The organism is Nocardia wallacei, assembly GCF_029868745.1.
Lineage (GTDB): Bacteria > Actinomycetota > Actinomycetes > Mycobacteriales > Mycobacteriaceae > Nocardia > Nocardia wallacei_B.
Window position 1 is genome coordinate 20,689 of sequence record NZ_JARWOP010000085.1, and the last position, 22,887, is coordinate 43,575.

General features: G+C 69.3%; 19 protein-coding genes. 8 read left to right on the top strand and 11 right to left on the bottom strand.

Features of this window, described 5'->3' with window-relative positions; all coding sequences use genetic code 11:
• Nucleotides 1–103: 103 nt before the first annotated feature.
• From QH470_RS06020 to QH470_RS06040, 5 genes are read right to left on the bottom strand one after another with little or no spacing between them, the layout of a single operon-like run.
• Entirely contained in the window at nt 104–1,219 is a 1,116-nt protein-coding gene (locus tag QH470_RS06020) for an acyl-CoA dehydrogenase family protein (protein ID WP_280271264.1), read from the bottom strand.
• Nucleotides 1,220–1,230: 11 nt separating this feature from the next.
• Complete coding sequence (locus QH470_RS06025) at nt 1,231–2,391, bottom strand: acyl-CoA dehydrogenase family protein (protein ID WP_280271265.1); 1,161 nt, start codon at nt 2,389–2,391, stop codon at nt 1,231–1,233.
• A complete protein-coding gene (locus tag QH470_RS06030; protein ID WP_280271266.1) occupies nt 2,388–3,164 on the bottom strand; it encodes an enoyl-CoA hydratase/isomerase family protein in 777 nt (258 codons plus the stop codon). The genes QH470_RS06025 and QH470_RS06030 overlap by 4 nt, the downstream gene beginning before the upstream one ends.
• Nucleotides 3,161–4,111, bottom strand: a complete 951-nt coding sequence (locus QH470_RS06035; protein ID WP_280271267.1) for an acyl-CoA dehydrogenase family protein — start codon at nt 4,109–4,111, stop codon at nt 3,161–3,163. Before QH470_RS06035 ends, QH470_RS06030 begins: the two co-directional genes overlap by 4 nt.
• 38 nt (nt 4,112–4,149) lie before the next feature.
• Nucleotides 4,150–5,319 (bottom strand): acyl-CoA dehydrogenase family protein, encoded by a 1,170-nt coding sequence (locus QH470_RS06040; protein ID WP_280271268.1) that lies wholly within the window; start codon nt 5,317–5,319, stop codon nt 4,150–4,152.
• 122 nt (nt 5,320–5,441) lie between these two features.
• On the opposite strand from QH470_RS06040, the gene QH470_RS06045 reads away from it, so the two are divergent.
• From QH470_RS06045 to QH470_RS06080, 8 genes are all read left to right on the top strand, one after another.
• Nucleotides 5,442–6,248 carry a FadR/GntR family transcriptional regulator gene (locus QH470_RS06045; protein ID WP_280271269.1) on the top strand — a complete coding sequence of 269 codons (807 nt, stop codon included), beginning with the start codon at nt 5,442–5,444 and terminating at the stop codon, nt 6,246–6,248.
• Between the two features lie 336 nt (nt 6,249–6,584).
• Entirely contained in the window at nt 6,585–8,240 is a 1,656-nt protein-coding gene (locus QH470_RS06050) for an SMP-30/gluconolactonase/LRE family protein (RefSeq protein ID WP_425302618.1), read from the top strand.
• Nucleotides 8,241–8,246: 6 nt separating this feature from the next.
• Nucleotides 8,247–9,092: an SDR family NAD(P)-dependent oxidoreductase gene (locus QH470_RS06055; protein ID WP_280271271.1), complete on the top strand. Its 846-nt coding sequence runs from the start codon at nt 8,247–8,249 to the stop codon at nt 9,090–9,092.
• A gap of 27 nt (nt 9,093–9,119) precedes the next feature.
• Nucleotides 9,120–10,514, top strand: coding sequence for an aromatic ring-hydroxylating oxygenase subunit alpha (locus QH470_RS06060; RefSeq protein ID WP_280271272.1), 1,395 nt, complete (start codon nt 9,120–9,122; stop codon nt 10,512–10,514).
• A gap of 49 nt (nt 10,515–10,563) precedes the next feature.
• Nucleotides 10,564–12,390, top strand: a complete 1,827-nt coding sequence (locus QH470_RS06065; RefSeq protein ID WP_280271273.1) for a flavin-containing monooxygenase — start codon at nt 10,564–10,566, stop codon at nt 12,388–12,390.
• A 34-nt stretch (nt 12,391–12,424) separates the two neighbouring features.
• Nucleotides 12,425–13,336 carry an SDR family NAD(P)-dependent oxidoreductase gene (locus QH470_RS06070; protein WP_280271274.1) on the top strand — a complete coding sequence of 304 codons (912 nt, stop codon included), beginning with the start codon at nt 12,425–12,427 and terminating at the stop codon, nt 13,334–13,336.
• Between the two features lie 8 nt (nt 13,337–13,344).
• A complete protein-coding gene (locus QH470_RS06075) occupies nt 13,345–15,051 on the top strand; it encodes a thiamine pyrophosphate-binding protein (RefSeq protein WP_280271275.1) in 1,707 nt (568 codons plus the stop codon).
• On the top strand, nt 15,051–16,475 hold the full coding sequence (locus QH470_RS06080; protein ID WP_280271276.1) for an aldehyde dehydrogenase family protein: 1,425 nt from the start codon (nt 15,051–15,053) through the stop codon (nt 16,473–16,475). Before QH470_RS06075 ends, QH470_RS06080 begins: the two co-directional genes overlap by 1 nt.
• A gap of 6 nt (nt 16,476–16,481) precedes the next feature.
• Here the strand turns inward: QH470_RS06080 and QH470_RS06085 are convergent, their stop codons facing one another.
• The 6 genes from QH470_RS06085 to QH470_RS06110 are packed head-to-tail and all read right to left on the bottom strand — an operon-like array spanning nt 16,482 to nt 22,879.
• Nucleotides 16,482–17,654 (bottom strand): acyl-CoA dehydrogenase family protein, encoded by a 1,173-nt coding sequence (locus tag QH470_RS06085; RefSeq protein WP_280271277.1) that lies wholly within the window; start codon nt 17,652–17,654, stop codon nt 16,482–16,484.
• Between the two features lie 2 nt (nt 17,655–17,656).
• Nucleotides 17,657–19,132, bottom strand: a complete 1,476-nt coding sequence (locus tag QH470_RS06090) for an aldehyde dehydrogenase (RefSeq protein WP_280271278.1) — start codon at nt 19,130–19,132, stop codon at nt 17,657–17,659.
• A gap of 32 nt (nt 19,133–19,164) precedes the next feature.
• Entirely contained in the window at nt 19,165–20,409 is a 1,245-nt protein-coding gene (locus QH470_RS06095) for a metal-dependent hydrolase family protein (RefSeq protein WP_280271279.1), read from the bottom strand.
• The gene (locus QH470_RS06100) at nt 20,406–20,738 is read right to left on the bottom strand and encodes a hypothetical protein (protein WP_280271280.1); all 333 of its coding nucleotides are present in this window, start codon (nt 20,736–20,738) and stop codon (nt 20,406–20,408) included. Before QH470_RS06100 ends, QH470_RS06095 begins: the two co-directional genes overlap by 4 nt.
• Nucleotides 20,735–22,009, bottom strand: a complete 1,275-nt coding sequence (locus QH470_RS06105) for an aromatic ring-hydroxylating oxygenase subunit alpha (RefSeq protein ID WP_280271281.1) — start codon at nt 22,007–22,009, stop codon at nt 20,735–20,737. Before QH470_RS06105 ends, QH470_RS06100 begins: the two co-directional genes overlap by 4 nt.
• Before the next feature lie 30 nt (nt 22,010–22,039).
• A complete protein-coding gene (locus QH470_RS06110) occupies nt 22,040–22,879 on the bottom strand; it encodes a TauD/TfdA dioxygenase family protein (protein ID WP_280271282.1) in 840 nt (279 codons plus the stop codon).
• Nucleotides 22,880–22,887 lie beyond the last annotated feature (8 nt).

The following is a 22,887-nucleotide window of genomic DNA, read 5'->3' on the forward strand; positions in this document are numbered from 1 at the left end:
CGAGCACCCTAGCGGGGCCGGGCGTCTCGCCGCCCCGGAACTCACACCACCCGTGGGTAGCCACTCATCCACGGCACCACGGTGGTGGTCGCCGTGCGCAATCTCAGCGGAATCGAAGGGCCAGCCGGGCACGGTGGGCGGCCGGCGTGCCGAACAACGACCGGTTGAGCGTCGCGCGCTTCAGATAGACGTGAATTCCGCTCTCCCAGGTGTAACCGATGCCGCCGTGCAGCTGCATTGCCTTGCCCGCGACCCGTACCGCCGCCTCGGTGGCGTATGCCTTCGCCCGCGAGGCCGCCACCGCGGCGTCCGGCGACTGCGAGGCCTCGCCGCGCACGGCCGCCGTCACCAGTTGCCGGGCCACCGTCACCTGGACCAGCATGTCCGCGCAGGCGTGCTGAACTGCTTGGAACGAGCCGACCGGACGACCGAATTGCTCTCGCACACGGACGTATTCGACGGTCGCGTCCAGCATGGCGACGCTCAGCCCCAGACTGTCGCACGCGGTGGCGATCGCGGCACGGTCGTACAACCGGCGCAGGGCCGCCGCACCGTCCCCCGCGAACCGCAACACCGCACCCGGCGCTACCGCGACCCGGTCTGCGACCACGCGGCCGAACACTCGCGTCGCATCGACCACGGGCTGCGCGGTGACAGTCAGCCCCGCCGCCCCCGGTTCGACCACCGCGATCACGACGTCCCCATCCGGCGTGCGGGCTGGGACCAGCAGCGGTCGCGCCGCCGTCACGTCACACACGAATTCTGCCGCACCGGAAAGGAATTGGTCGCCCGACTCCCCCGCGAGCGCGAAGGTAACTCCCGCCGTAACGGCCTGCGGGTCCGCCACAGGAGAGCCCGTATCAGCGCCCGCTCCCCACTCTCCCGGCAGGGCGACGACCGGTACCGCTCCGCCCGCCACGGCTTCCCGAAATATCTTGTCGCGCAAGGCATCCGGTGCCAGCATGCCGAGCGCTCCGAGCCCCAGGACGGCGACCGAAGGAAACGCCGTGAGTGCCGCCGCCCGGCCGATCTCCTCGAGCAGGACCGCCACCTCCGCGAAAGTGGCTCCCGCGCCGTCGAATTCCGCCGGCGCTTCCAGCCCCGGCCATCCCGCCCGCGCGAGAGCGGACCAGTCGGCGGCGGTCTCGTGTCCGGTCTTGGCGAGCAGGCCGCGCGCCACCGCGCGCAACTCGTCGTGGATCTCCTCGAACTCGCTCATCACGCTCCCGCCTACGCCCTGGGCAGGCCGAGCCCGCGCTCGGCGATGATGGTGCGCTGAATTTCGCTGGTGCCGCCCGGAATGGTCCACTCCCAGGAGCCGACGAAGTCGAGCACCCAGGCGCCCGATTCCCAGCCGCCCGACATCGGTTTGCGCACGACGGTCTGCGCGGCCATGCCACCCACCTCCGCCCCGAAATCGGTCAGCCGCTGCAGCAATTCGCTGTAGTACAGCTTCACGATCGAGGCGTCGGCCGGACCGGCGGTCGCGGCCGCGTGCCGCTCCACCAGATCCCGGCACAGCGCGCGCAGCCCGGTGAGCTCGATCTCCAAGGTCGCGAGGCGGTCGGCCACCACCGGGTCGTCGATCGGGGCACAGGCCTCGGCCAGCCACCGGAAACCGGCATTGCCGAGCCGTTCCGCCAATTCCAGCATGGTCAGCCCGCGTTCGGCGCCCAAGGTCTGCTGCGCCACCCGCCAGCCCGTGTTCTCCGCACCCACCAGCCGGTCCGCGGGGATCCGCACCTCGTCCAGGAAGATCTCGCAGAAGTGCGATTCCCCGGTGGCCTGGCGGATCGGCCGCACCTCGACGCCGGGGGTGCGCATGTCGAGCAGGAAGTACGAGATGCCCTGCCGCTTGGGTGCATTCGGGTCGGTGCGGGCCAGCAGCAGGCACCAGTCGGCGTACTGCGCGCCGCTCGCCCACACCTTCTGCCCGGTGACGACATACTCGTCGCCCGCGCGGCGGGCGGTGGTGCGCAACGCCGCCAGGTCCGATCCCGCGCCCGGCTCGGAGAAGCCCTGCACCCAGATCTCGCCGTCGAGGATCGCGGGCAGGTGCCGCCGCCGCTGCTCCTCGGTGCCGGCGGCCAGCAGGGTCGCCGCCGCGTGGTGCACGGCCACGAACGCCAGCACCAGCCGCGGCGCGTCGTGCGCGGCGAGTTCCTGGTAGAGCACGATCTGTTCCGCGACCGGCATACCGCCGCCGTACTCGACCGGCCAGTGCGGCACGGCGTATCCGGCCGCGCGCAGCTGCTGGAACCAGTCTTGTTGGAAGCGAACGAATTCCGCGTCGGAGGCGCCGGTCTGGGTTTGCCGCCAGTCGGACGGCACGTGCGCGCGGCACCACTCCCGCACCTCGGCGCGGAACTCCTCGAGCTCGCGCCCGGTCACCGCGTCCGGTCCCGCAGCGCGAGCAGCCGTTCCCGGTGTTCCGGGGTCTGCATGCTGACCACCTCGGCGGCGAACCCCGCCTGCATGGGCCCGGCGAGCGCCTGAGACAGGTACATGTTCACGACTCTCTTGGTGCCGCGCAACGCCTCCGGCGGCTGGGCGGCCAGCCGCTCGGCCAGCTTGCGCGCCTCGGGCAGCAGATCGTCCGGCGCCACGACCCGGCTCGCGAGCCCGACCTCCACCGCCGTGGCGGCGTCGATCCGGTCACCGGTGTACAGGTATTCGCGGGTCCGCAGGATCGGGGTGAGCAGCGGCCAGAACGCCGCCCCGCCGTCGCCCGCGACCAGCCCGACCGCCACGTGCGGATCGGCCAGATACGCGCGCTCGGACAGCAGCACGACATCGCACAGTACGGCGATGCTGGCGCCCAGCCCCATCGCCGGACCGTTGACCGCGGCGATCACCGGCAGCGGAAAGCGCAGCATCTCCTCGATGATCTGGGCGCCCTCGCGGATGCTCTCGTCCCGGGCCGCCGGATCGTCCAGAAACGACGTGATCCACTCCAGATCACCGCCCGCGCTGAAGGCCCGGCCCGTACCCGTGAGGATCACCACCCGCGCCTCGAGGTCCGCGGCCAGTTCCCGCCACACCTCCGCCAGCGCCCGATGCAGGTCGGCGTTCACCGCGTTCAGCTCGTCCGGACGGTTGATCACCACGAGCCGGACCGGCCCCTCGGCCGTCACGGTCAGCACCGGAGGAAGGTCGTCACTCATCGGCCGTACTCCCCGTTCGCTTCGAACAATCCCGCCGGGCCGTCCCGCCCGGCCAGGCGGATCAGGAGGTCCTCGGTAGCCACCGCACCGAGCGGGAGGCGGCGCAGCGGCAGGCTGTAGCGCGACAGCCACGACAGCGGCGATTCGTCGCAGAAACCCGAGGCGCCGTGCAGTTGATGGGCGATCCGGAAGACCGTGTCCGCCGCCGCCAGCATCGCCGAACGCAGCGTGAGCGCGTCCACCAGCGCGTCGTCGCGGCGCGCCTGGCAGCTCCACAGCGCGTAGCGGGCGAGCATGTCCGCGCCGCGGCGCTCCACCTCGGCGTCGGTCAGCTGGAACTGCACCGACTGGAATTCCGAGAGCGGCCGCCCGAACTGCTCCCGCACGAGCACATGATCGCGAGCCAATTCCACCGCGCGGTCCAGCATCCCGAGCAGCGTCCAGCACGGCAGCAGCACCGCGAGCGCGAGATCGGCGCCGCCGTCACCGTCGACCGGCTCGATGTCCAACCGCGTCACGAACGCCGTCGCACGCGCGGGCGACAGCGGCGCGCGCGGTGTCGCAGCGCCCCGTACGCCCTCGAAACTCACTGTGGCCCAGCGCAGATCGAGCCCCTCGACCGCCGCCACGGGTTCGTCCCCCGCCACTACCAGCAGCCCGTCGGCGCTCCCGTCCCCAGGCCGGGCCAGACGTTCCGCCACCGGATACGGCGCGGCCCAGTATCCCGCACTACGGCACAGCGCCGCCGCCGCTTCCAACTCCTCGCCATCGCGCCGCGGCTCCAGTTCCCAGGCGCCGAGCGCACCGAGTACGGGCTCGACCAGCGCCGCCCGGCGACCCGGGTCACGCTCGGCGGCCTGCACCAGTTCGTCGCCCCCGGCCGCGGCCAGCGCCCGCTGCACCTGTTTGCCGAATTCCGTTGCCTCGCCGGTTAATTCGATTTCCATACGATGTTCCTGCGGCCGCACTGCCGAATTCGCCTCGCTCATGCGGCCGCACCCGCTCGGCGGGACCGGCCCAAGAGCGATCGGGCCAAGAGGATTTGCTGCATTTCGACGCTGCCCGAGGCGACGGTCGCGGCGTTGGCATAGCGCCAGTGGTCCTCCACGGCGCGGCGGAAGCGGCGTTGCGCGTCGCCGTCTCCGGTGACGTAGCCGGACAGTTCGCTGAGAACGCTCGCGCTCTCCTGATCCAGTCTGGTCACCGCGATGCGATAGGCGGCGGTGTCGGCGGGCGACACCTGCCCGGTGCTCTGCGTGGCGACCACCTGATAGGCCAGCAGCCGGGCCCGCCGGGCACGAGTCAGCGCCCGCATCCAGCGTGCGTGCAACTCGGCCGGAATCTGTTCCCAGCGCGGCCCGAGCACCTCGGGGGCCGCGCGCAGCAGGCGGTCGCAGCGGGCGTAGCGGGCGATGCCGACCCGTTCGAAGGCCAGCACCTCCCCGACCACCGACCAGCCCTGGTCGACCTCGCCCAGCACGTCGGCCTCGGTCGCGCGGACACCGTCGAGGAACACCTCGTTGAGATGGTGCGGCCCGAGCATCGACCGGATCGGCCGGACCTCGATCCCCGGATCCGACATCGGCACCAGAAAGACCGTGAGCCCCTGCTGTTTCCGGCCTTCCGAGGAGGTGCGCGCGAGCAGGAAGATCCACTGCGCCATGGTGGCGTAGGAGGTCCAGATCTTCTGCCCGGAGATGCGCCAGCCGTCGCCGTCGCGGCGCGCGGCGGTGCGCAGCGACGCCAGGTCGGACCCGGAGTCGGGCTCGCTGAAACCCTGGCACCAGATGACCTCGCCGCGCGCGATCGGCGGCAGATGCTTGCGCTGCTGTTCGGGCGTCCCGTGCCGCATGATGGTCGGCCCCACCCAGTTGACTCCCATATACTGCGCCCCGCGGGGTTCGTGGTGCGCCCACATCTCCTCGCGGACGACGGTCTGCTCCCACACCGAGGCGCCGCGGCCGCCGAACTCCTCCGGCCAGGCCGCGCAGAGCAGGCCCCGATCGGCGAGCACCCGGCAGAACCGTTGGGCGACAGCCAGATCGGCGGGATCGTCGGTGAACGCGCCGAGATAATCGGCGGGGACCTCCTCGGCTATCAGCCGCCGCAACTCGGCCCGGAGTTCCGCGGCGGACTCACCCATCGTGAAGTCCATTGCCGCACAGTACTTCAATCCTCATAAGGATAGCAATATTTGTATGGTCAGTTCGCCGTTGACTACACTGCCGCCATGACCGAGGCGACGCGCGCGTGCACGATCCCCGGGCGGCGGCCCGCATGACCGCAGCCAAGCGCGGCCGCGTGCCGCAGCGCCGGATCGCCGAAACCGTTGCCGCCGAGTTGCGCTCGCGCATCCTGGCCGGCGACGAGAATTACCGGCTGCCCACCCAGGACCAGCTGGTGCAGGACTTCGGCGTCAGCTACCCCTCGATCCGCGAGGCGCTGCGCATCCTGGAGACCGAGGGCCTGGTCACGGTGCGCCGGGGCAATGTCGGCGGCGCGGAGGTGCACCGGCCCGACGAGATGTCGGCGGCCTATCACCTCGGGCTCGCCCTGCAGGCCGCGCACGTTACCCTGGGCGACCTCGCCACCGGCCTGCGCATGCTGGAGCCGACCTGCGCGGCCGAGTGCGCCAGGCGGCCCGACCGTGCGGAAACCGTGATACCGGCGCTCACCGAGAACGTCGACAAGTCGGCCGAACTCGTCGACGACGGCGTGGCCTTCACCCACACCGCCCGCGAATTCCACGACCTCATCGTCTCCTTCACCCCGAACCTCACCGTCCGCTACGTGGTCAGCACCCTGGTCGCGCTGTGGTCGGTCCAGGAGGAGACGTGGGCCGAGGCGCAGGCCCGCCGCGGCGAGTACCCGTCCCCCGCCGAGGCCGCCGAGGCGGTGCGCACGCACCGCCGCCTCGTCAAGGACATCGCGGCGGGCCGGGCCGACGAGGCCGAGCAGTTGTACCGCACCCACCTGGCCGCGACCCAGGCCGTGGTCCTCGAGCGTTTCGACGACGGCGTGGTCAACGCCTCCCGCAGCGGCGCCCGCCTCGCCATGCGGTCCGGTCCGCGCACCCGGATCTGACCACGTCTCCCCGGTTGGGCGAAGCCGGTCCGCCAGCCGGACGGTAATCGTATTCTCTTTTCATGAGAATCTATTATCGGACGAACGGCCGGAGGCAACCGGGATCGACATCGCCGCCCTGCCGTCCAGCCACCGGGCCACGCCTGACGCCTCGAGCGGCGAATAGCCATGCACCCGTGCGCTTTCCGAACACAGTCGCGCATACCCACAACAGCCGGGCGACCGACTACTCCACGGTAAGTAACGGCACAAGTATTGCTATCCTTATGAGGATTGAAGTAGCGTGATGCGCGTTACACGGCCTGCGGTGCATGCCAGCGGAATGACATTTCCGTAATGCAGCAGGTCAGCGACACCACAAGACCAACAAACTTCTCACCACTCGGAGGCCCCGCCTTGACTACAGGGGCGCGCTACAGCGGCACCGCATCGACCACCCTCGCGCAGGGCTGGAGCCTGGAACGGCTCACCCCGCCGAGCCGCCTGTTCGGCGCGAACGGTCTGCGCACCGGTCCCGACGGCCGCATCTACGTGGCCCAGGTCGCCGGCAGCCAGATCAGCGCACTCGACGTCGGCACCGGCGAGCTGGAAACCGTCAGCGCCAAGGGCGGTGACATCGTCGCCCCCGACGACCTGGCCTTCGACCCCGAGGGCAATCTCGTCGCCACCGAGTACATGGACGCGCGAGTCAGCGTGCGCGGCACCGACGGCCGCACCCGCGTGCTCCGCGCCGATCTGCCCGGCGCCAACGGCATCACCGTGCACAACGGCCGCCTGTTCGTCAACGAGTGCCGCATCGGCGGACGGCTCATGGAACTGCCCCTCGACGGCGGTGCGCCGCGCGTGCTGCAGGACAACCTGCCGATGCCCAACGCCATGGAGGTCGGCCCCGACGGCCTCCTCTACTACCCGGTCATGGGCACCAACGACATCTGGCGCATCGACCCCGACGGCGGTGCGCCGCAACGGGTCGCGGGCGATCTCGGCTCCCCCGACTCGGTGAAATTCGACGCCGACGGCTTCCTCGTCTCCACCCAGGCGGCGTCGGGCGAGGTGCTGCGCATCGATCTGCGCACCGGCGACCGGCAGGTGCTGGCGCGCCTGGAGCCGGGCCTGGACAACTGCACCTTCGTCGGCGACCGGTTGTTCGTGTCGCACTTCTCCGGCGCGATCACCGAAATCCGCACCGGCGGCGAGACAAAGCCGGTGCTGCCCGGCGGCCTGCTCTGGCCGCTGGATCTCACCGTCGCCCCCGACGGCAGCCTCTACGTCGCCGACGGCACCTTCTTCTACGTCCTGCGCGACGGCGAATTGCACACTGTCGCCTCGCTTTTCAGCCCGGGTAACCCCGGCTATGTGCGCGGCGTCGCGGCCGTGGGTCCGGGCGAGTTCGTCTGCGCCACCTCTACCGGTCAGATCTCCTACTACCGCCCGGGTTCGGCCCAGGAGCCACAGGTCGTGGCGGACGGTTTCGACCAGCTCTACGGTGTCGGGCTCGCCCCCGGCGGCGCGATCGTCGCCGCCGAGCTGGGCGCGGGCCGGGTGCTGTCGGTGCGGCCGGGCGAGGTGGAGGTGCTGGCCGCCGGGCTGAACGCGCCGCTGGGGATCGCCTTCGGCCCGGACGGCACGGTCCTGGTCTCCGAATCCGGCGCCGGACGCGTGGTCTCGGTCGGTCCCGCCGGTGTCGACACGGTGGTGGACGGGCTGGAGACGCCGCACGGAATCCTGGTGCGCGACGGGCAATTACACATCGTCGACGCCGGTGCGAAAACCGTGGTCCGGGTCGATCTCGAGACCAAGGCACGCACCACGCTCGCCTCGGGCCTCCCGATCGGCGCGCCGCCCGGAGTGGTGCCCAAGCCACTGCTCGGGACGCCGCCGTTCTCCGGTCCGATGGGACCGTTCGCGGGCATCGCCGCCGCGGCGGACGGCACCCTCTACGTCTCCGCCGACGCCGAGGGCAGCGTCCTGGCGCTGCGCGAGGAGGCGTGAGCGGCCGTGAGTGACAACGGATTCGGGCTCCGGGGCCGCGTCGTCATCGTCTCGGGCGCGGGCGGCGGCGGCATCGGCACCACGGTGACCCGCAAGGTCGCGGGTGCGGGCGCCACCGTGATCGCGGTCAGCAGGTCGGCGGAGAATCTGGCGAAACACGTCGAACCGTTGGCGGCCGAGGGGCTTTCGGTATTGCCGGTCGCGGCCGACGCGGCCACCGACGAGGGCATCGCGACGGTGCTCGAGCACGCCCGCCGGGCCGACGGCGAACTGCACGGACTGGTCAATGTCGCCGGCGGCGCCGCACCGTCGACCTGGATGCCGTCCACCCGGGTGACCCGGGCGGACTGGCGCGGGCTGTTCACCCAGAACCTGGAAACGATGTTCTTCATGAGCCAGGCGGTGGCCGCGGAGCTGAAGTCGCACGGGCGCGGCGGGTCGATCGTGTCGATCTCCTCGATCAGCGGAATGAACACCGCCCCTTTCCATATCGCCTACGGCACGGCCAAGGCCGCGCTGGTGTCGGCGACCCGCACCATGGCCGTCGAGCTGGCCCTCGACGGCATCCGGGTGAACGCCGTCGCCCCCGGCGTCACCGAGACCCCGGCCTCGGGCGCCTACGTCGACGAGGACCCCGACCGCGACCGGCTGGCCATCGCCATGGGCCGCCGCGGCACCCCGGACGAGCAGGCCGGGCCGATCCTGTTCCTGCTGTCGGACCTGTCGACCTACATCACCGGGCAGACGCTGCTGGTCGACGGCGGGCTGAATCTCAAATGGACCCACCTCGGCGCCGACAACACCTCGCTGTTCCTGAAGGACGAGTCGTTCCGCGCCGCCATCACACGCTGACACCGCGGTTCTCATGAGGAGGATGTGATGACCGAAACCGTCGATACCCACTCGGAAAACTCCACGGGCACAACGGCGCCGCAGGCGGCCGGACCGCTGTCGACGCCGCTGGTCATCGGCGTCGACGCGTACATCTCCGAGGAGTACGCGCGCGCCGAGCGCGACAAACTCTGGGCCAAGGTGTGGCAGCAGGTCGACCGGGTCGAGGAGATTCCCCGCGTCGGCGACTTCCTCACCTACGAGATCCAGGACGACTCGATCATCGTGGTGCGCACCGCTCCCGACACGATCCGCGCCTACCACAACGTGTGCGCGCATCGCGGCCGCCGCCTCATCGATACCCCGCCGGGTGAGCACCACGCCCGCGGCAGCCGCAAGCAGTTCGTCTGCGGCTTCCACGGCTGGCGTTACGACCTGGAGGGCAACAACACCTTCGTGGCCGAACGCGAGGACTGGCCGTGCGGGCTGAACCGCAACGACGGACTGAATCAGGTGCGGGTGGACACCTGGGGCGGCTGGATCTGGATCAATCTGGACCCCGACGCCGGCCCGCTGCGCGAGTACCTGGAGCCCGCCGCCAGTCTGCTCGAGCATTTCGAGCTGGAGAACATGCGTTACCGGTGGCGCCGGTGGCTGACCTTCGACTGCAACTGGAAGGTCGCCTTCGAGGCGTTCATGGAGACCTACCACGTGCCCTACACCCACCCGGAGTTCATGAATTTCGGCCAGTTCCTCGGCTGGGCGCGGGCGCAGGGCAAGCACAGCAACATCGGCTACGACGCGCCGAAGGGCATGGAGGAGAACCAGGCCAAGGTGCGGCTGGGCGCCGGTCCCGACGCGCGGGTGTCGACGGCGACGCTGCAGAACTTCACCTGGGAGAACGCCAACACCAACACCACCCGCACCCTGGTCGACGTCGCGAACCGGCTGGTCGACGAGCTGCCCGAGGGCACCCCGGCCAACGAGGTGCTGCGCTACTGGCTCGACACCGCCCGCTCCGAGGACGAGGCGCGCGGCGTGGTCTGGCCGAAGGTCGATCCCGACATCGTCGCCCAGGCCGGGACGGCGTGGCAGATCTTCCCCAACTTCCAGATCGGCCACGCGCTGAACAACATGCTGTGCTACCGGTTCCGGCCCTACGGCTACGACCCCGACAAGTGCCTCTTCGAGGCGGCGGTGTTCGAGCTGTTCCCGCCCGGCGAGGAGCCGGAAACGGAATGGGAGTACACCCCCGAGGGCGACCCCAACTGGAGAACCGTTCTGCCGCAGGACTTCTCGAATATGGCCGCCGTGCAAAAGGGGTTGAAGTCGCGCGGTTTCACCGGCGCCAAGCCCAATCCGTACCGCGAACGCAGCATCGTCAACCTGCATCACAACCTCGCCTCGTACATGGGCACCGGCGAGCCCCGCGAGCTGACCTGACCGTGGCGTCCCACCCACGAACTTCGAGCAAGAGATCTAGGACATCCGAATGCAGCACTGCGAACCCACGGTAACGCCCGACGTCGACAAGGAAGCGTTACGCCTCAAGTACCTGGCGGAGCGGGACAAGCGGCTGCGGCCCGAGGGCCAGCAGCAGTATCTCGAGGCCGAGGACGAGTTCGCGGAATTCTACGAGAGCGATCCGCATCTGCCGGTGACGCCGCGCGCACCGATCGACGCCGATATCGAGGTGGTCGTGCTCGGCGGCGGTTTCGCCGGGCTCATCACCGCGCACCGGCTGCTGCAGGCGGGCGTCACCGATTTCCGGATCGTGGAGCTGGGCGGTGATTTCGGCGGGGTCTGGTATTGGAACCGTTACCCCGGAATTCAGGTCGACTCGGATGCCTACACGTATCTGCCGCTGATCGAGGAAACCGGCTACATGCCGACGGAGAAGTTCACCCACGGCGACGAGAACTACGAACACGCGCAGCGCATCGGCAAACATTTCGGCCTTTACGACAAGGCGATCTTCCATACCCTGACGCGCTCGCTGGAATGGGACGAGGAGATCAAGCGCTGGCGGATCGGCACGAATCGGGGCGACGATATCCGCGCCCGTTTCGTGGTGATGTGCCAGGGCCCCTACAACCGCCCGAAACTGCCCGGGATCTCCGGCATCAAGGATTTCCGGGGCCACACCTTCCACACCGCCCGCTGGGACTACGAGTACACCGGCGGCAATCTGCACGGCGGCCTGGACCGCCTCGGCGACAAGCGAGTCGCGATCATCGGCACGGGTTCCACTGCGGTGCAGGCGATTCCGCATCTGGCGCGCGGCGCGAAGCATCTCACCGTCTTCCAGCGCACCCCGTCCTACATCTTCGAGCGGGACAACTACCCGACCGATCCGGAATGGGCGAAGTCGCTGCGGCCGGGCTGGCGGGCCGAGCGGCAGCGCAACTTCCACAACGCCGCCTTCGCGTTCTACAGCCCCGGCGAGCCGGACCTGATCTGCGACGGCTGGACCGAGGTCGCGCGCAACCTGGCCGCGAAGCTGAACGAAACCGGCGGGTGGGCCGCGCTCGCCGATCCCGCGAAGTTCCTGGAACTCAAGGAGATCGAGGACTACCGGGCGATGGAGCGGCTGCGCCGGCGCGTCGAGGAGATCGTCGAGGACCCGGAGACGGCGGAGAAGCTCAAGCCGTACTACCGCAATATGTGCAAGCGGCCGGTCTTCAACGACGAGTACCTGCCGACCTTCAACCGCCCCAACGTGACCCTGGTCGATGTGTCCGACACCAAGGGCGTCGAGCGCATCACCGCGAACGGCATCATCGCCCACGGCGTCGAGCACGAGGTGGACTGCATCATCTTCGCCAGCGGCTTCGAGATCACCACCTCCCTCGAGCGCCAGTACGACATCGAGCCGTTCACCGGCCGCGGCGGCCGCTCGCTCTACGAGCACTGGGGCAAGGGTTTCCGGACGCTGCACGGCATCACCACGCACGGTTTCCCGAACATCTACTTCACGGGGTTCATCCAGGGCGGCGTCACCGCGGCCACCACCCTGATGTTCGAGCAGCAGGCCGATCACATCGCCTACATCGTGAAGCAGGCCCAGGAGCGCGGCGTCGCCGTGGTGGAACCCACCGCCGACGCCGAGGAGGGCTGGGTGCAGACCATCCGCGCGAACACCGTCGACAACAGCACCTTCGTCTCGGAATGCACGCCCGGCTACTACAACAGCGAGGGCGAGCCGAACGGCCGCTCGTTCCTGGGCGACCCGTTCTGGGGCGGCTTCTACGTGCTGGAGGAGATGTTGCAGGGCTGGCGCGACGCCGGCGACCTGGAGGGTTTGGCGCTGGGCCGATGACCCGCCCCGACGACCCCGGAGAGGACCGAACACCTTGTCAGAGTTGAGATTCGACGATCGCGTCGCCGTCATCACCGGCGCCGGTCGTGGTTTGGGGCGCGCCTACGCCGAACTCCTTGCCGCCCTGGGCGCCAAGGTGGTGGTCAACGATGTCGGCGGCACTACCCGCGGCGACGTCTTCGAGGCCGATGTGGCCGCGGAGGCCGCCCAGGCCATCACGGACGCCGGGGGCGAGGCGGTCGCCAATACCGACTCGGTGGCCACGCCCGCGGGCGGGCGGGCGATCGTCGAATCGGCGCTGGACCACTTCGGCCGCCTCGACATCCTGATCCACAACGCGGGAAACGTGCGCTACGGGTCGCTCACCGAGCTGAGCTACGAGGATTTCGAGGCCGTCGTGGATGTGCACCTGCGCGGCGCCTTCCACGTGGTGCGCGCCGGTTTCCCGGTCATGAGCAAGGCCGGATACGGGCGGGTGGTCCTGACCTCCTCCATCGGCGGTCTCTACGGCAACAAGGCGGTGGCCAACTACGCGGTGGCCAAGGCCGGGGTGATCGGGCTGTCCAACGTGGTCGCGCTGGAGGGGGCGGAGGTGGGCGTCAAGTCCAACGTCATCGTGCCCTCCGCGCTCACCCGGATGGCCGCGGGCATCGACACCTCGGCCTATCCGGACATGCGGCCGGAACTCGTGGCGCCCGCGGTCGGCTATCTGGCGCACGAAACCTGCACGCTCAGCGGCGAATTGCTGGTGTCGATCGCGGGCCGGGTGGCGCGTGCCTACATCGCCGAGACGCCGGGCGTGTATCAGCCCTCGTGGACCGTCGGCGAGGTCGCCGCGCGCATCGACGAGATTCGCAATACCGACAACTCCTGGATCCTGCCGCCCGCGTCGGCTCACGTCGACCACATCGGCGGCAGCTTCGCGATGGCCAGGGCAGGGAAGTGAGGACAAGCATGGCAGTCAAGGTTTACGAACGCATTCTGGACCTCTTCGAAGCCGAGGGCATCAGGACGATTTTCGGCATCCCCGACCCGAACTTCGTGCACCTGTTCCATCTCGCCGAGGAGCGCGGCTGGAATGTCGTCGCGCCGCACCACGAGGAGTCGGCCGGGTTCATGGCCGAGGCGGTGTCGCGGATGACCGGGAAGGCCGCGCTGGCCATCGCCACACTCGGCCCGGGGATCGCGAACCTGGCCGGTTCGGTGATGTGCGCCAAGGTGGAGAACTCCCCCATCGTCTTCCTCGGCGGACAGCGCGCCCGCATCACCGAGCAGCGGGTGCGGCGCGGCCGGATCCAGTTCGTGCAGCAGGCGCCGCTGATCGAGAACTCCGTGAAGTACAGCGCCAGTATCGAATACGCGGACCAGACCGACGAGATCATCCGCGAGGGCCTGCGCAAGGCGCTGTCGGGCACGCCGGGGCCGGTGTACATCGAGTACCCGTCGCACGTGATCACCGAGGAACTCGACGTGCCACCGGTGTTGCCCCCCAAGGCTTATCGGCTCGTCGGCCAGACCGCCGGTCCCGACAAGGTGGCCGAGGCGGTGGAATACATCCGCGCGGCGAAGCAGCCCATCCTGCTGGTCGGGCACGGGGTGCACACCGCGCGGGCCGGGGAGTCGGTGAAGGCGCTGGCCGATCTCGTCGCGGCGCCGGTGCTGCAGACCTCCGGCGGTACCTCCTACATCAAGGGACTGGAGGATCGCACCTTCCCGTACGGCTTCTCCAAGGCCGGGCTGGAGGCGGTGGTGCAGTCGGATCTGGTGCTGGCCATCGGCACCGAACTCGGCGAGCCGGTGCATTTCGGCCGCGGGCGGCACTGGGTGGCGAACGAGGCCAACCGGAAATGGATTCTGATCGAACAGGATCCGGCGGCCATCGGCGTGAACCGGCCGATCGATGTGCCACTGGTCGGCGATCTGCGGGCCATCGTGCCGCAGCTGGTGGAGGCGCTGCAAGACACTCCGCGCACGCCGACGCCGGAGCTGCGGCGCTGGATCGAACAGGACGCCGCGCAGCTGGCGGAGCTGGCCGAGACCGCGCCCGCCGGCGAGTCGCCGGTGCATCCCGCGCGGATGATCGTGGAGGCCACCAAGGCCTTCCCGCCGGACGGCATCATGGTCCGCGACGGCGGCGCCACCACGATCTTCGGCTGGACCTACTCCCAGGCCAAGCCGCACGACGTGATCTGGAACCAGAACTTCGGGCATCTGGGCACCGGCCTGCCCTACGCCGTGGGCGCCTCGGTGGCCGACGGCGGTAAGCGGCCGGTCATGCTGGTCACCGGCGACTCGTCGTTCCAGTTCCAGATCGCGGAGCTGGAAACCGCTGCGCGCCTGAATCTTCCGCTGGTCTGCGTGGTCGCCGTGGACTATGCGTGGGGCCTGGAGGTCGGCGTCTACAAGCGCACCTTCGGGCACGGGTCGCTCGAGACCGGCGTGCACTGGAGCAAGGACGTGCGGCTGGACAAGGTGGCCGAGGGCTTCGGCTGCTACGGCGAATACGTCGAACGCGACGAGGACATCGCACCGGCCATCAAGCGGGCCTACGCCAGCGGGCGGCCGGGCGTCATCCACGTCGCCGTCGATCCGAAGGCGAACTCGGAGGAGATGCCGAGCTACGACGAGTTCCGCACCTGGTACGCGGAAGGACAGCAGTGATGCGCGAATATTCGAAGTTCTACATCGGCGGCAAGTGGGTCGATCCGGCCGAACCGCGGACGTTCGACGTGGTGAACCCGGCCACCGAGGAGGTCGCCGGGCGGGTCGCGAGCGGCTCGGTCGCCGACGTGGATCAGGCGGTGGCGGCCGCGCGGCAGGCGTTCCCGGGCTGGGCGGCCACCTCCGTCACCGATCGGCTCGCGGTGTTACGCGCGATCGGTGACGAATACGGCAGGCGCCGTAGGGATCTCGCCGCGGCGCTGACCGAGGAGATGGGCGCCCCGGCCGCGCTGGCGGGCGGCTTCCAGGTCGATCTCGGCGCCGGGCATCTGGCGACGGTCATCGAGATCCTGGAGAACTACTCCTTCGAACAGCCGCGCGGCGCCACCCTGATCGTCAAGGAGCCGATCGGGGTCTGCGGTCTGATCACGCCGTGGAACTGGCCGTTGAACCAGATCGCGGTGAAGGTCTTCCCCGCCCTGGCCGCCGGATGCACGGTGGTGCTCAAGCCCTCGGAGCAGTCGCCGTTCAGCGGGCAGATCTTCGCCGAAATCCTCGATGCCGCAGGGATTCCCGCCGGGGTGTTCAATCTGGTGCAGGGCGACGGCCCGAGTGTGGGCGCGCCGTTGTCCGCGCACCCCGGCGTGGACCTGATCTCCTTCACCGGTTCCACCCGCGCGGGCATCGAGATCGCCAAGAACGCCGCGCCCACCGTCAAGCGGGTCACCCAGGAGCTGGGCGGCAAGAGCCCGAACGTCGTCCTCGACGACGCGGGACTGGCGGCCAATGTCGGCAGCGCCGTCGCGACCCTGATGAACAACTCCGGCCAGACCTGCAGCGCGCTGTCGCGGATGCTGGTGCCGCGCACCCGCATGGACGACGCGATCGCGGCGGCCCGGGACGCGGCTTCGCAACTGTCCGTGGGTGATCCGACCGGAGACGTCGCGCTGGGTCCGGTGGTGTCCGGTGCGCAGTTCGACAAGATCCAGGCTCTCATCCAAAAGGGCATCGACGAGGGCGCCACTCTCGTCGCGGGCGGCACCGGCCGACCCGAGGGCCTGACCAAGGGCTACTACGTCAAGCCGACCGTGTTCGCGAACGTCACCAACGACATGACCATCGCCCGCGAGGAGATCTTCGGCCCGGTCCTGACCATCCTCGGCTACGACGATCTCGACCAGGCCGTGGAGATCGCCAACGACACCGAGTACGGTCTCGCCGCCAATGTCGCCGGCGCCGACCTCGACCAGGCCCGCGCCGTCGCCCGCCGCATCAGCGCCGGCTGGGTAACGGTCAACGACGCCTTCGACTTCCACGCCCCCTTCGGCGGTTACCGCAAGAGCGGCAACGGCCGCGAATGGGGCGAGAACGGCTTCGAGGAGTACCTGGAAACCAAGGCCATCCTGGGCTACGCGACCGAGTGATCCCGGTCATCGTGGCAGGCCGAGGACGCGTTGGGCGATGATGTTGCGCTGGATCTCGGAGGTGCCGCCGGCGATGGTGTGGGCGAAGGTGCGGGCGTAGCGTTCGAACCAGCCGGGGGCGGTGGCCTCGGGGTTGAGCGGGCTGAAGTGGGCGGTGACGACGTCCTGGTCCAGTCCGTCGGAACCCGTTGCGGCGAGGGCGCTTTCGGTGGCGCGCTGGATGGCTTCGGAGCCGAACAGCTTGAGGACCGAGAGGGCGGCGACATCGACGTCGCCTTGGGCCGCGCGGGCCAGGGCGGCCGAGCCGAGCAGGCGCAGGGCGTAACTGTCGAGGACCAGACCGGCATAGCGGTCGGCGTCCAGTTCTGTCACCGGATGGAACTGCTCGACCAGATGGTCGAGCCGGTCGGCGTAGCTGAGCCACAGCAGGGTGCGTTCGTGACCCAGCGAGCCGTTCGCCACGGCCCAGCCGCGATGCAACTCGCCGACCAGATTCCCGGCGGGCACCACGACATCGCTGAGGAACACCTCGTTCAAGTCCACGTCGTGCCTGGCGGTGACCGAGGCGAAGGGGCGGCGTTCCACGCCCGGGGTGTCGGTGGGGATCAGCAGGGCCGAGATGCCGCGATGCTTGGCCGCGTCCGGGTCGGTCCGGACGAAGGCGAGCAGCACATCGGCGTCGTGCGCGCCGGAGGTCCAGATCTTCTGGCCGTTGACCACGAAGTGATCGCCGTCGAGCACCGCGCGGGTGCGCAGCCCCGCGAGGTCCGAACCCGCGCCGGGCTCGCTCATCCCGAGCGAGGCGGTGCGCTCGCCGCGCAGGATCGGGATCGCCCACTGCTCTTGCTGTTCGGGCGTGCCGAAGGTGATCAGCGAGGCGGCGACGATCCCCAGTCCCTGCGGGTTGAACGTCTGATAGATCCGCCGCTTGGCCAGTTCCTCCTGATGCACGTACTGCTCCAGGACCCCGGCGTTGCGGCCGCCGAAGCGCGGCGGATAGCCCGGGATCAGCCAGCCGTGCTCGAATTGCACGCGCTGCCAGCGGCGTGCCCACTCGGGGATGTGCGCGGTGGAGCGGGCTCGTTCGACCGCCTCGGCCTCGGCGGGCAGATGCTCGTCGAGAAAGGCCACGAACTCCGCGCGGAAACGCTCCACGTCCTCGTCGAAGCTCAATCGCACGATTATCCTCCGCTCCGGGCGTCCGCCGCGACGGAGACCGATTTGGTGTCGAGGAACCCGTCCAGTCCCTCCGGGCCGAACTCGCGCCCGATGCCGCTGGCCTTCACCCCGCCGAACGGCGCGGCCGGGTCCATGCTGTAGGCCGCGTTGATTCCCAGTGTGCCGCTGCGGATTCGGCGTGCGACGGCGCGCCCGCGGTCGACATCGGCGGTCCAGACCGAGCCGGACAGCCCGTATTCGGTGGCGTCGGCGAGACGCACGGCGTCGTCCTCGTCGTCGTAGGCGATGACCCCGAGCACCGGCCCGAAGATCTCCTCCTGGGCGATCCGCATGGCGTTGTCGACATCGACGAACAGCGTCGGCCGCACGTACCAGCCGCGGTCGATGCCGTCGGGGAATCCGATGCCGCCCACCAACGGCCGGGCGCCCTCGCGCCGCCCCTGCTCGATGTATCCGGAGACTCGCAGCTGCTGGCGCTCGGTCACCATCGGGCCGACCCGGGTCGCCGGGTCGAACGGATCACCGACGGGGAGGTTCTCCACCATGCCCGCCAGGGCGTCGACGTAGTCGTGATACCTGCTGCGCGGCAACAGGATCCGCGTCTGTGCGACGCAGGCCTGCCCGCTGTTCATCAGGCCCGCCACGGCTATCCCCGTGGCGACGGTCTCGGGGTCGGCGTCGTCGAGCACGACCGCGGCGGATTTACCGCCCAGCTCGAGACCGACCCGCCGCAGCGCGGAACCACACGCGGCGGCCACTTCCCGGCCCGCGGCGGTGGACCCGGTGAAGGACACCTTGTCGACGCCGGGGTGCGAAACCAGATACCGGCCGACCTCGCGGTCGCCGGGCAGGATGCTGACCACACCGGGCGGCAGGTCCAGTTGCTCGAGCAGATCGGCCATGAAGTAGGCGTCCAGCGCCGTCTCCGGCGAGGGCTTGAGCACGATCGTGCACCCGGCGAGCAAGGCGGGCACCAGTTTCGCCACGGTCAGGAACATCGGCATGTTCCACGGGATGATCGCGGCGACCACCCCGACCGGTTCCCGATACACCTCGACCACACCGCCGAAGGCTCCGGCGCGCGTCTCCTGCCACGGATGTTTGGCCGCGACATCGGCGAAGGCGCCGATCATCGCACCGGGCAGCCGGGCGTGCGCCGAGCGGGAAAAGGTGATCGGGGCGCCCATCTCGGTGGTGATCAGCTGGGCGAGTTCCTCCTGGCGCGGCCGGAACAGCTCGGCCAATTCGCGCACCACGGCAATGCGTTCGCTCGGGTCCAGCCGCGGCCACGGTCCCTCGTCGAAGGCCGTGCGCGCCGCCGCGACCGCGCGATCGACATCCGCGTGCCCCGGCGCGGGCACCCGGGCGACGGGCTGCTCGGTATGCGGTGAGATCACCTCGATGGTGTCCGTGGTGCCGGGCGCGACCCACGCACCGCCGATGTACAGCTGCTGCCGTGACGGCACGGCCTTGGCCATGTTGCGATCTCCTTGTCGGTGTGCTCGGTCGCTCAGGGCTGCTTGGCGATCCGGCCGTCCTTCATCACGAACCGCACGTCCTGCAGCACCGTGATGTCGGCCGTGGGATCGCCCGGTACGGCGATGATGTCGGCCAGCAGACCCGGTTCGAGTCGCCCGCGGTCGTCCGCGCCGATGAGTTCGGCGCTGGTGACGGTGGCGGCGCGCAGGGCCTGGGCGGGTGTCATGCCCCGGTCGACCAGGGCCCACAGTTCCTTGGCGTTGTCGCCGTGCGGAACGGCGGGCGCGTCGGTGCCGCAGGCGATCTTGACTCCGGCGGCGATCGCCTTGCGCAGCGTCTCGCGCGCCTTCGGGAAGACCTCGGCGGCCTTCTTCTGCAGTGCGGGAGCGGCTTTGGAGACGTCCAGGCCCTCGGACAGGTAGCTGGTGGGCACCAGGAACGTGCCGTGCTCGACCATCATGGCGATGGTGTCGTCGGAGGCCAGCGACCCGTGCTCGATGCAGTCCACGCCCGCGCGGATGCACGCCCGGATCCCGGCGTCGCCGTGCGCGTGCGCGGCGACCCGGACTCCGGCGCGGTGCGCCTCGTCGACGATCGCGGCCAGTTCCTCGTCGGAATACTGTTGCGCGCCGGCGACGGTGCCGTGCGACATCACCCCGCCCGAGGCCGAGATCTTGATGACCTCGGCGCCGTATTTGATCTGGTAGCGCACGCATTCCCGCACCTGCGGCACCCCGTTGGCGCGCCCCTCCTCCACGCTCAGCGGCATGATGTGCGGGGCGAGGCGCTGGAACATCGTGGGGTCGAGGTGGCCGCCGGTCGGCGTGATGGCGTGCCCGGCCCCGACGATGCGCGGCCCCTCCACCCAGCCCTGCTCGATGGCGCGGCCCAGATCGACGTCCAGCAGGTAGCCGCCGGTCTTCACCATCAGGCCGAGATTGCGCACCGTGGTGAATCCGGCGTGCAGGGTGGTGCGGGCATTGACCGTGCCACGCAACGTCCGGTACACCGGGTCGTCCTGCACGCCGTGCATCGCGTGGGGCAGTCCCGACGGATTCTCCGGGCCGCCGATGAGCAGGTTGATCTCCATATCCATCAACCCGGGCAGCAGTGTCAGGTCACCGAGATCGACCACTCGCGCGTCGGCGGGCGTCTCCGCCGGATCGACGGCGGCAATGACGTTGTCCTCCACCAGGATCGACGCGGGCGAGTGCACCTGGCCGGTGGCCACGTCGACCCAGCGGGCCGCGCGCAGGACGGTGTGTTTTTCGCTCATGGATTGGGCTCCAGGACGCACTCCAGCGCGGCCACCCCCGTGTCCGGAATGCGGGGCTGGCTCCAGACCTCCACCGGGAAGGACACCTGCACCATCGAATACAGCAGGTACAGCAGGTTCTGTACCTCGTCGGGCAGATCGTCGAGCGGGAACTTGTCGCAGTAGCCGATCACCTCCTCCGCCTGGGGAGTGATCGCGTCGTAGAACCGCTGCATCTCGTCCATGGTACTGGCGAGCCGTTGCGCGTAGCGCTCGGTTTCGGTTGGCAGGCACCACTTTTCGGCGAACGGTTCGAGTTCGGCGAATTCCGCCGGCAGCAGGTTGCTCATGACCGCACCGCCTCCGCGCGCTCGCGCTGGTAGTCCTCGACCCAGTCGCCGGCCACCTTGTGCAGATGGCGGAGCAGGATCTCCTGGTCGTTCAGCGGAAACGCCGTCACCGCACGGGATTCCAGCATGATCTGGGTCGCCTCCAGCGTGCTGCTGTCCTGCAAGCCGTACTCCTTGAACGTCACCGCGGCCATCTCGTGCGCCACCCGGTCGCGCGCGCTGCGGGCGGGCGTGAAGTACAGGTTGCCCTCGAAGGTGTGGGTGTTGTGCGAGGTCGGCCAGTATTGATAGGTCAGATACCACCCGCCGGACCAGATCAGGATCACGAAATTCGGCCACAGCTGGAACGAGTCGAGGCCCCACGGTTCGCAACCGGCCGGGTTCAGCCCCGCGGGCATCTCCCCCAGATCCGGTACGTCCCAAGGTCCGAACAGGCCGCTGCGGGTGATGTCCTCCATGGGCTTGCGCATCGAGGGATCGAGTTCCCAGGTGACCACGCCCGACGTGCTCACCAGCCGGTGCGGGCCGTCGAGGCGGTAGTGCGGCGCCTCGAAACCGGCCTGCTGGGCGGCCATGGAGTAGTTGTCCGGCGTCTGCTTACCGTGCAGCACCGGCGCGTGATAGAACTCCTGGAACGCGTCCATGTACAGCTTCCAATTGGCGCCGACCTCGGACCGGTACGTGAACCGCTGGGTGAGCTTGTCGAACGGGTAGCCCTCCAGCCCGGTGACCATGGGGCCCAGGAACTCTCGCAGGGATTGGCGCGGTTGCGCGGCGAGATTGATGAAGATGAAACCCGCCCACACCTCGCAGTGCACGCGCACCAGGCCGAGTGCGTCCTTGTCCAGGTCGAAGAACTCCTCTTCCTGCTGCACGAAATTCAGTGAGCCGTCGAGGTTGTAGCGCCAGCCGTGATACTTGCAGGTGAACTGGCGGCAGGTGCCGGAGACCTCCTCGCGCGGAAAGTCGTTCCACACCAGCTTGTTTCCGCGGTGGCGGCAGATGTTGTGGAAGGCGTTGACGTTCCCCTCGCGGTCGCGCACCACGATCACCGAGGTGTGCGCGGCGGCGATCTCCTTGGTGAAATAACTGCCCGTGCGCGGAAGCTGTTCGACCCGGCCCACATTGAGCCAGGCGCGTTTGAAGATCGCCTCCCGCTCGAGTTCGAAGAACTCCGGGGTGATGGAGTCGTCGTAGGACATCGGTGCGGTGCCGAGTTCCGGGTAGTGCTGGGTCCAGCTGCCTTCGGCGGGCTTGGGCCAACGAGGCATGGTGTTCTCCTGGCGTGGGTGGGGCGGTGGCTATCGGATCGGCTCGTCACCGAGCACGGTGGTGCGCAACATCTCTCGCGGCGAGTCCGGCTCGTAGGGCGCGGCGCGATGGATCACGCCGCGGTTGTCCCAGATGACGGTGTCGCCGACCGACCATTCGTGGCGGTAGACCCGATCCGGGGCGGTGCACCGCTGCAGGAGGTCGTCCAGCAGCGCCCGGCCCTCCTTCGGCTCCATGCCGATGACGTGATCGGTCGAGGCGCCGAGCACCAGCGAGCGGCGCCCGCTTTTGTGCGTCCAGACCAGCGGATGTTCCTTCACCCGGCGGCTGCGCCACACGGCCAGCTGCTCGGGCGTCGGGTCCGGGGTCACCAGCCGCTGCGAGGCCTCGAGCGAATGCACGACGCGCAGCGACGCCAGCCGCGTCCGCTCGGATTCTGTGAGATTGTCGTAAGCCTTGTAGGTGGAGGCGAATTCGGTCTCCCCACCTTTGGCGGCCACGGCCTTGGCGGTCAGCATCGTCGCCATCTGCGGGTAGGCGTCGTCCTGCGGAGTGCAGCCGTCGATGTGCCAGTCGAAGGTCGCGCGCAGATAGCTCGCCGAGGAGTTCTTGGTGGTGTCGAGGCTGACCCGGTAGATGCCCTTGACCGGATGGTGGCCGGCCTCGGTGTCGATCTCGCCGAGCTTGCGGCAGAACGCCACCTGCGTCTCGGGGTCCAGGTGCAGGTCGCGAAAGACCAGCACGCCGTTGTCCTCCAGGGCCGCCAGCACCGCGTCGGCGACCGCGTCGTCGGCCAGCAGCTGATCGCGTTCGACGCCCTTGACCTCCGCGCCGACCTCGTGGCCGAGCCTGTCGATGGTGATCGTCATATCGTTCG

Bases quoted from the DNA above. Each gene is read 5' to 3' on its own strand.
- QH470_RS06020 (WP_280271264.1), bottom strand. From the start codon at position 1,219: ATGAGCGAGTTCGAGGAGATCCACGACGAGTTGCGCGCGGTGGCGCGC.
- QH470_RS06030 (WP_280271266.1), bottom strand. From the start codon at position 3,164: ATGAGTGACGACCTTCCTCCGGTGCTGACCGTGACGGCCGAGGGGCCG.
- QH470_RS06035 (WP_280271267.1), bottom strand. From the start codon at position 4,111: ATGGAAATCGAATTAACCGGCGAGGCAACGGAATTCGGCAAACAGGTG.
- QH470_RS06040 (WP_280271268.1), bottom strand. From the start codon at position 5,319: ATGGACTTCACGATGGGTGAGTCCGCCGCGGAACTCCGGGCCGAGTTG.
- QH470_RS06045 (WP_280271269.1), top strand. From the start codon at position 5,442: ATGACCGCAGCCAAGCGCGGCCGCGTGCCGCAGCGCCGGATCGCCGAA.
- QH470_RS06050 (WP_425302618.1), top strand. From the start codon at position 6,585: ATGCAGCAGGTCAGCGACACCACAAGACCAACAAACTTCTCACCACTC.
- QH470_RS06060 (WP_280271272.1), top strand. From the start codon at position 9,120: ATGACCGAAACCGTCGATACCCACTCGGAAAACTCCACGGGCACAACG.
- QH470_RS06065 (WP_280271273.1), top strand. From the start codon at position 10,564: ATGCAGCACTGCGAACCCACGGTAACGCCCGACGTCGACAAGGAAGCG.
- QH470_RS06075 (WP_280271275.1), top strand. From the start codon at position 13,345: ATGGCAGTCAAGGTTTACGAACGCATTCTGGACCTCTTCGAAGCCGAG.
- QH470_RS06080 (WP_280271276.1), top strand. From the start codon at position 15,051: ATGCGCGAATATTCGAAGTTCTACATCGGCGGCAAGTGGGTCGATCCG.
- QH470_RS06090 (WP_280271278.1), bottom strand. From the start codon at position 19,132: ATGGCCAAGGCCGTGCCGTCACGGCAGCAGCTGTACATCGGCGGTGCG.
- QH470_RS06095 (WP_280271279.1), bottom strand. From the start codon at position 20,409: ATGAGCGAAAAACACACCGTCCTGCGCGCGGCCCGCTGGGTCGACGTG.
- QH470_RS06100 (WP_280271280.1), bottom strand. From the start codon at position 20,738: ATGAGCAACCTGCTGCCGGCGGAATTCGCCGAACTCGAACCGTTCGCC.
- QH470_RS06105 (WP_280271281.1), bottom strand. From the start codon at position 22,009: ATGCCTCGTTGGCCCAAGCCCGCCGAAGGCAGCTGGACCCAGCACTAC.
- QH470_RS06110 (WP_280271282.1), bottom strand. From the start codon at position 22,879: ATGACGATCACCATCGACAGGCTCGGCCACGAGGTCGGCGCGGAGGTC.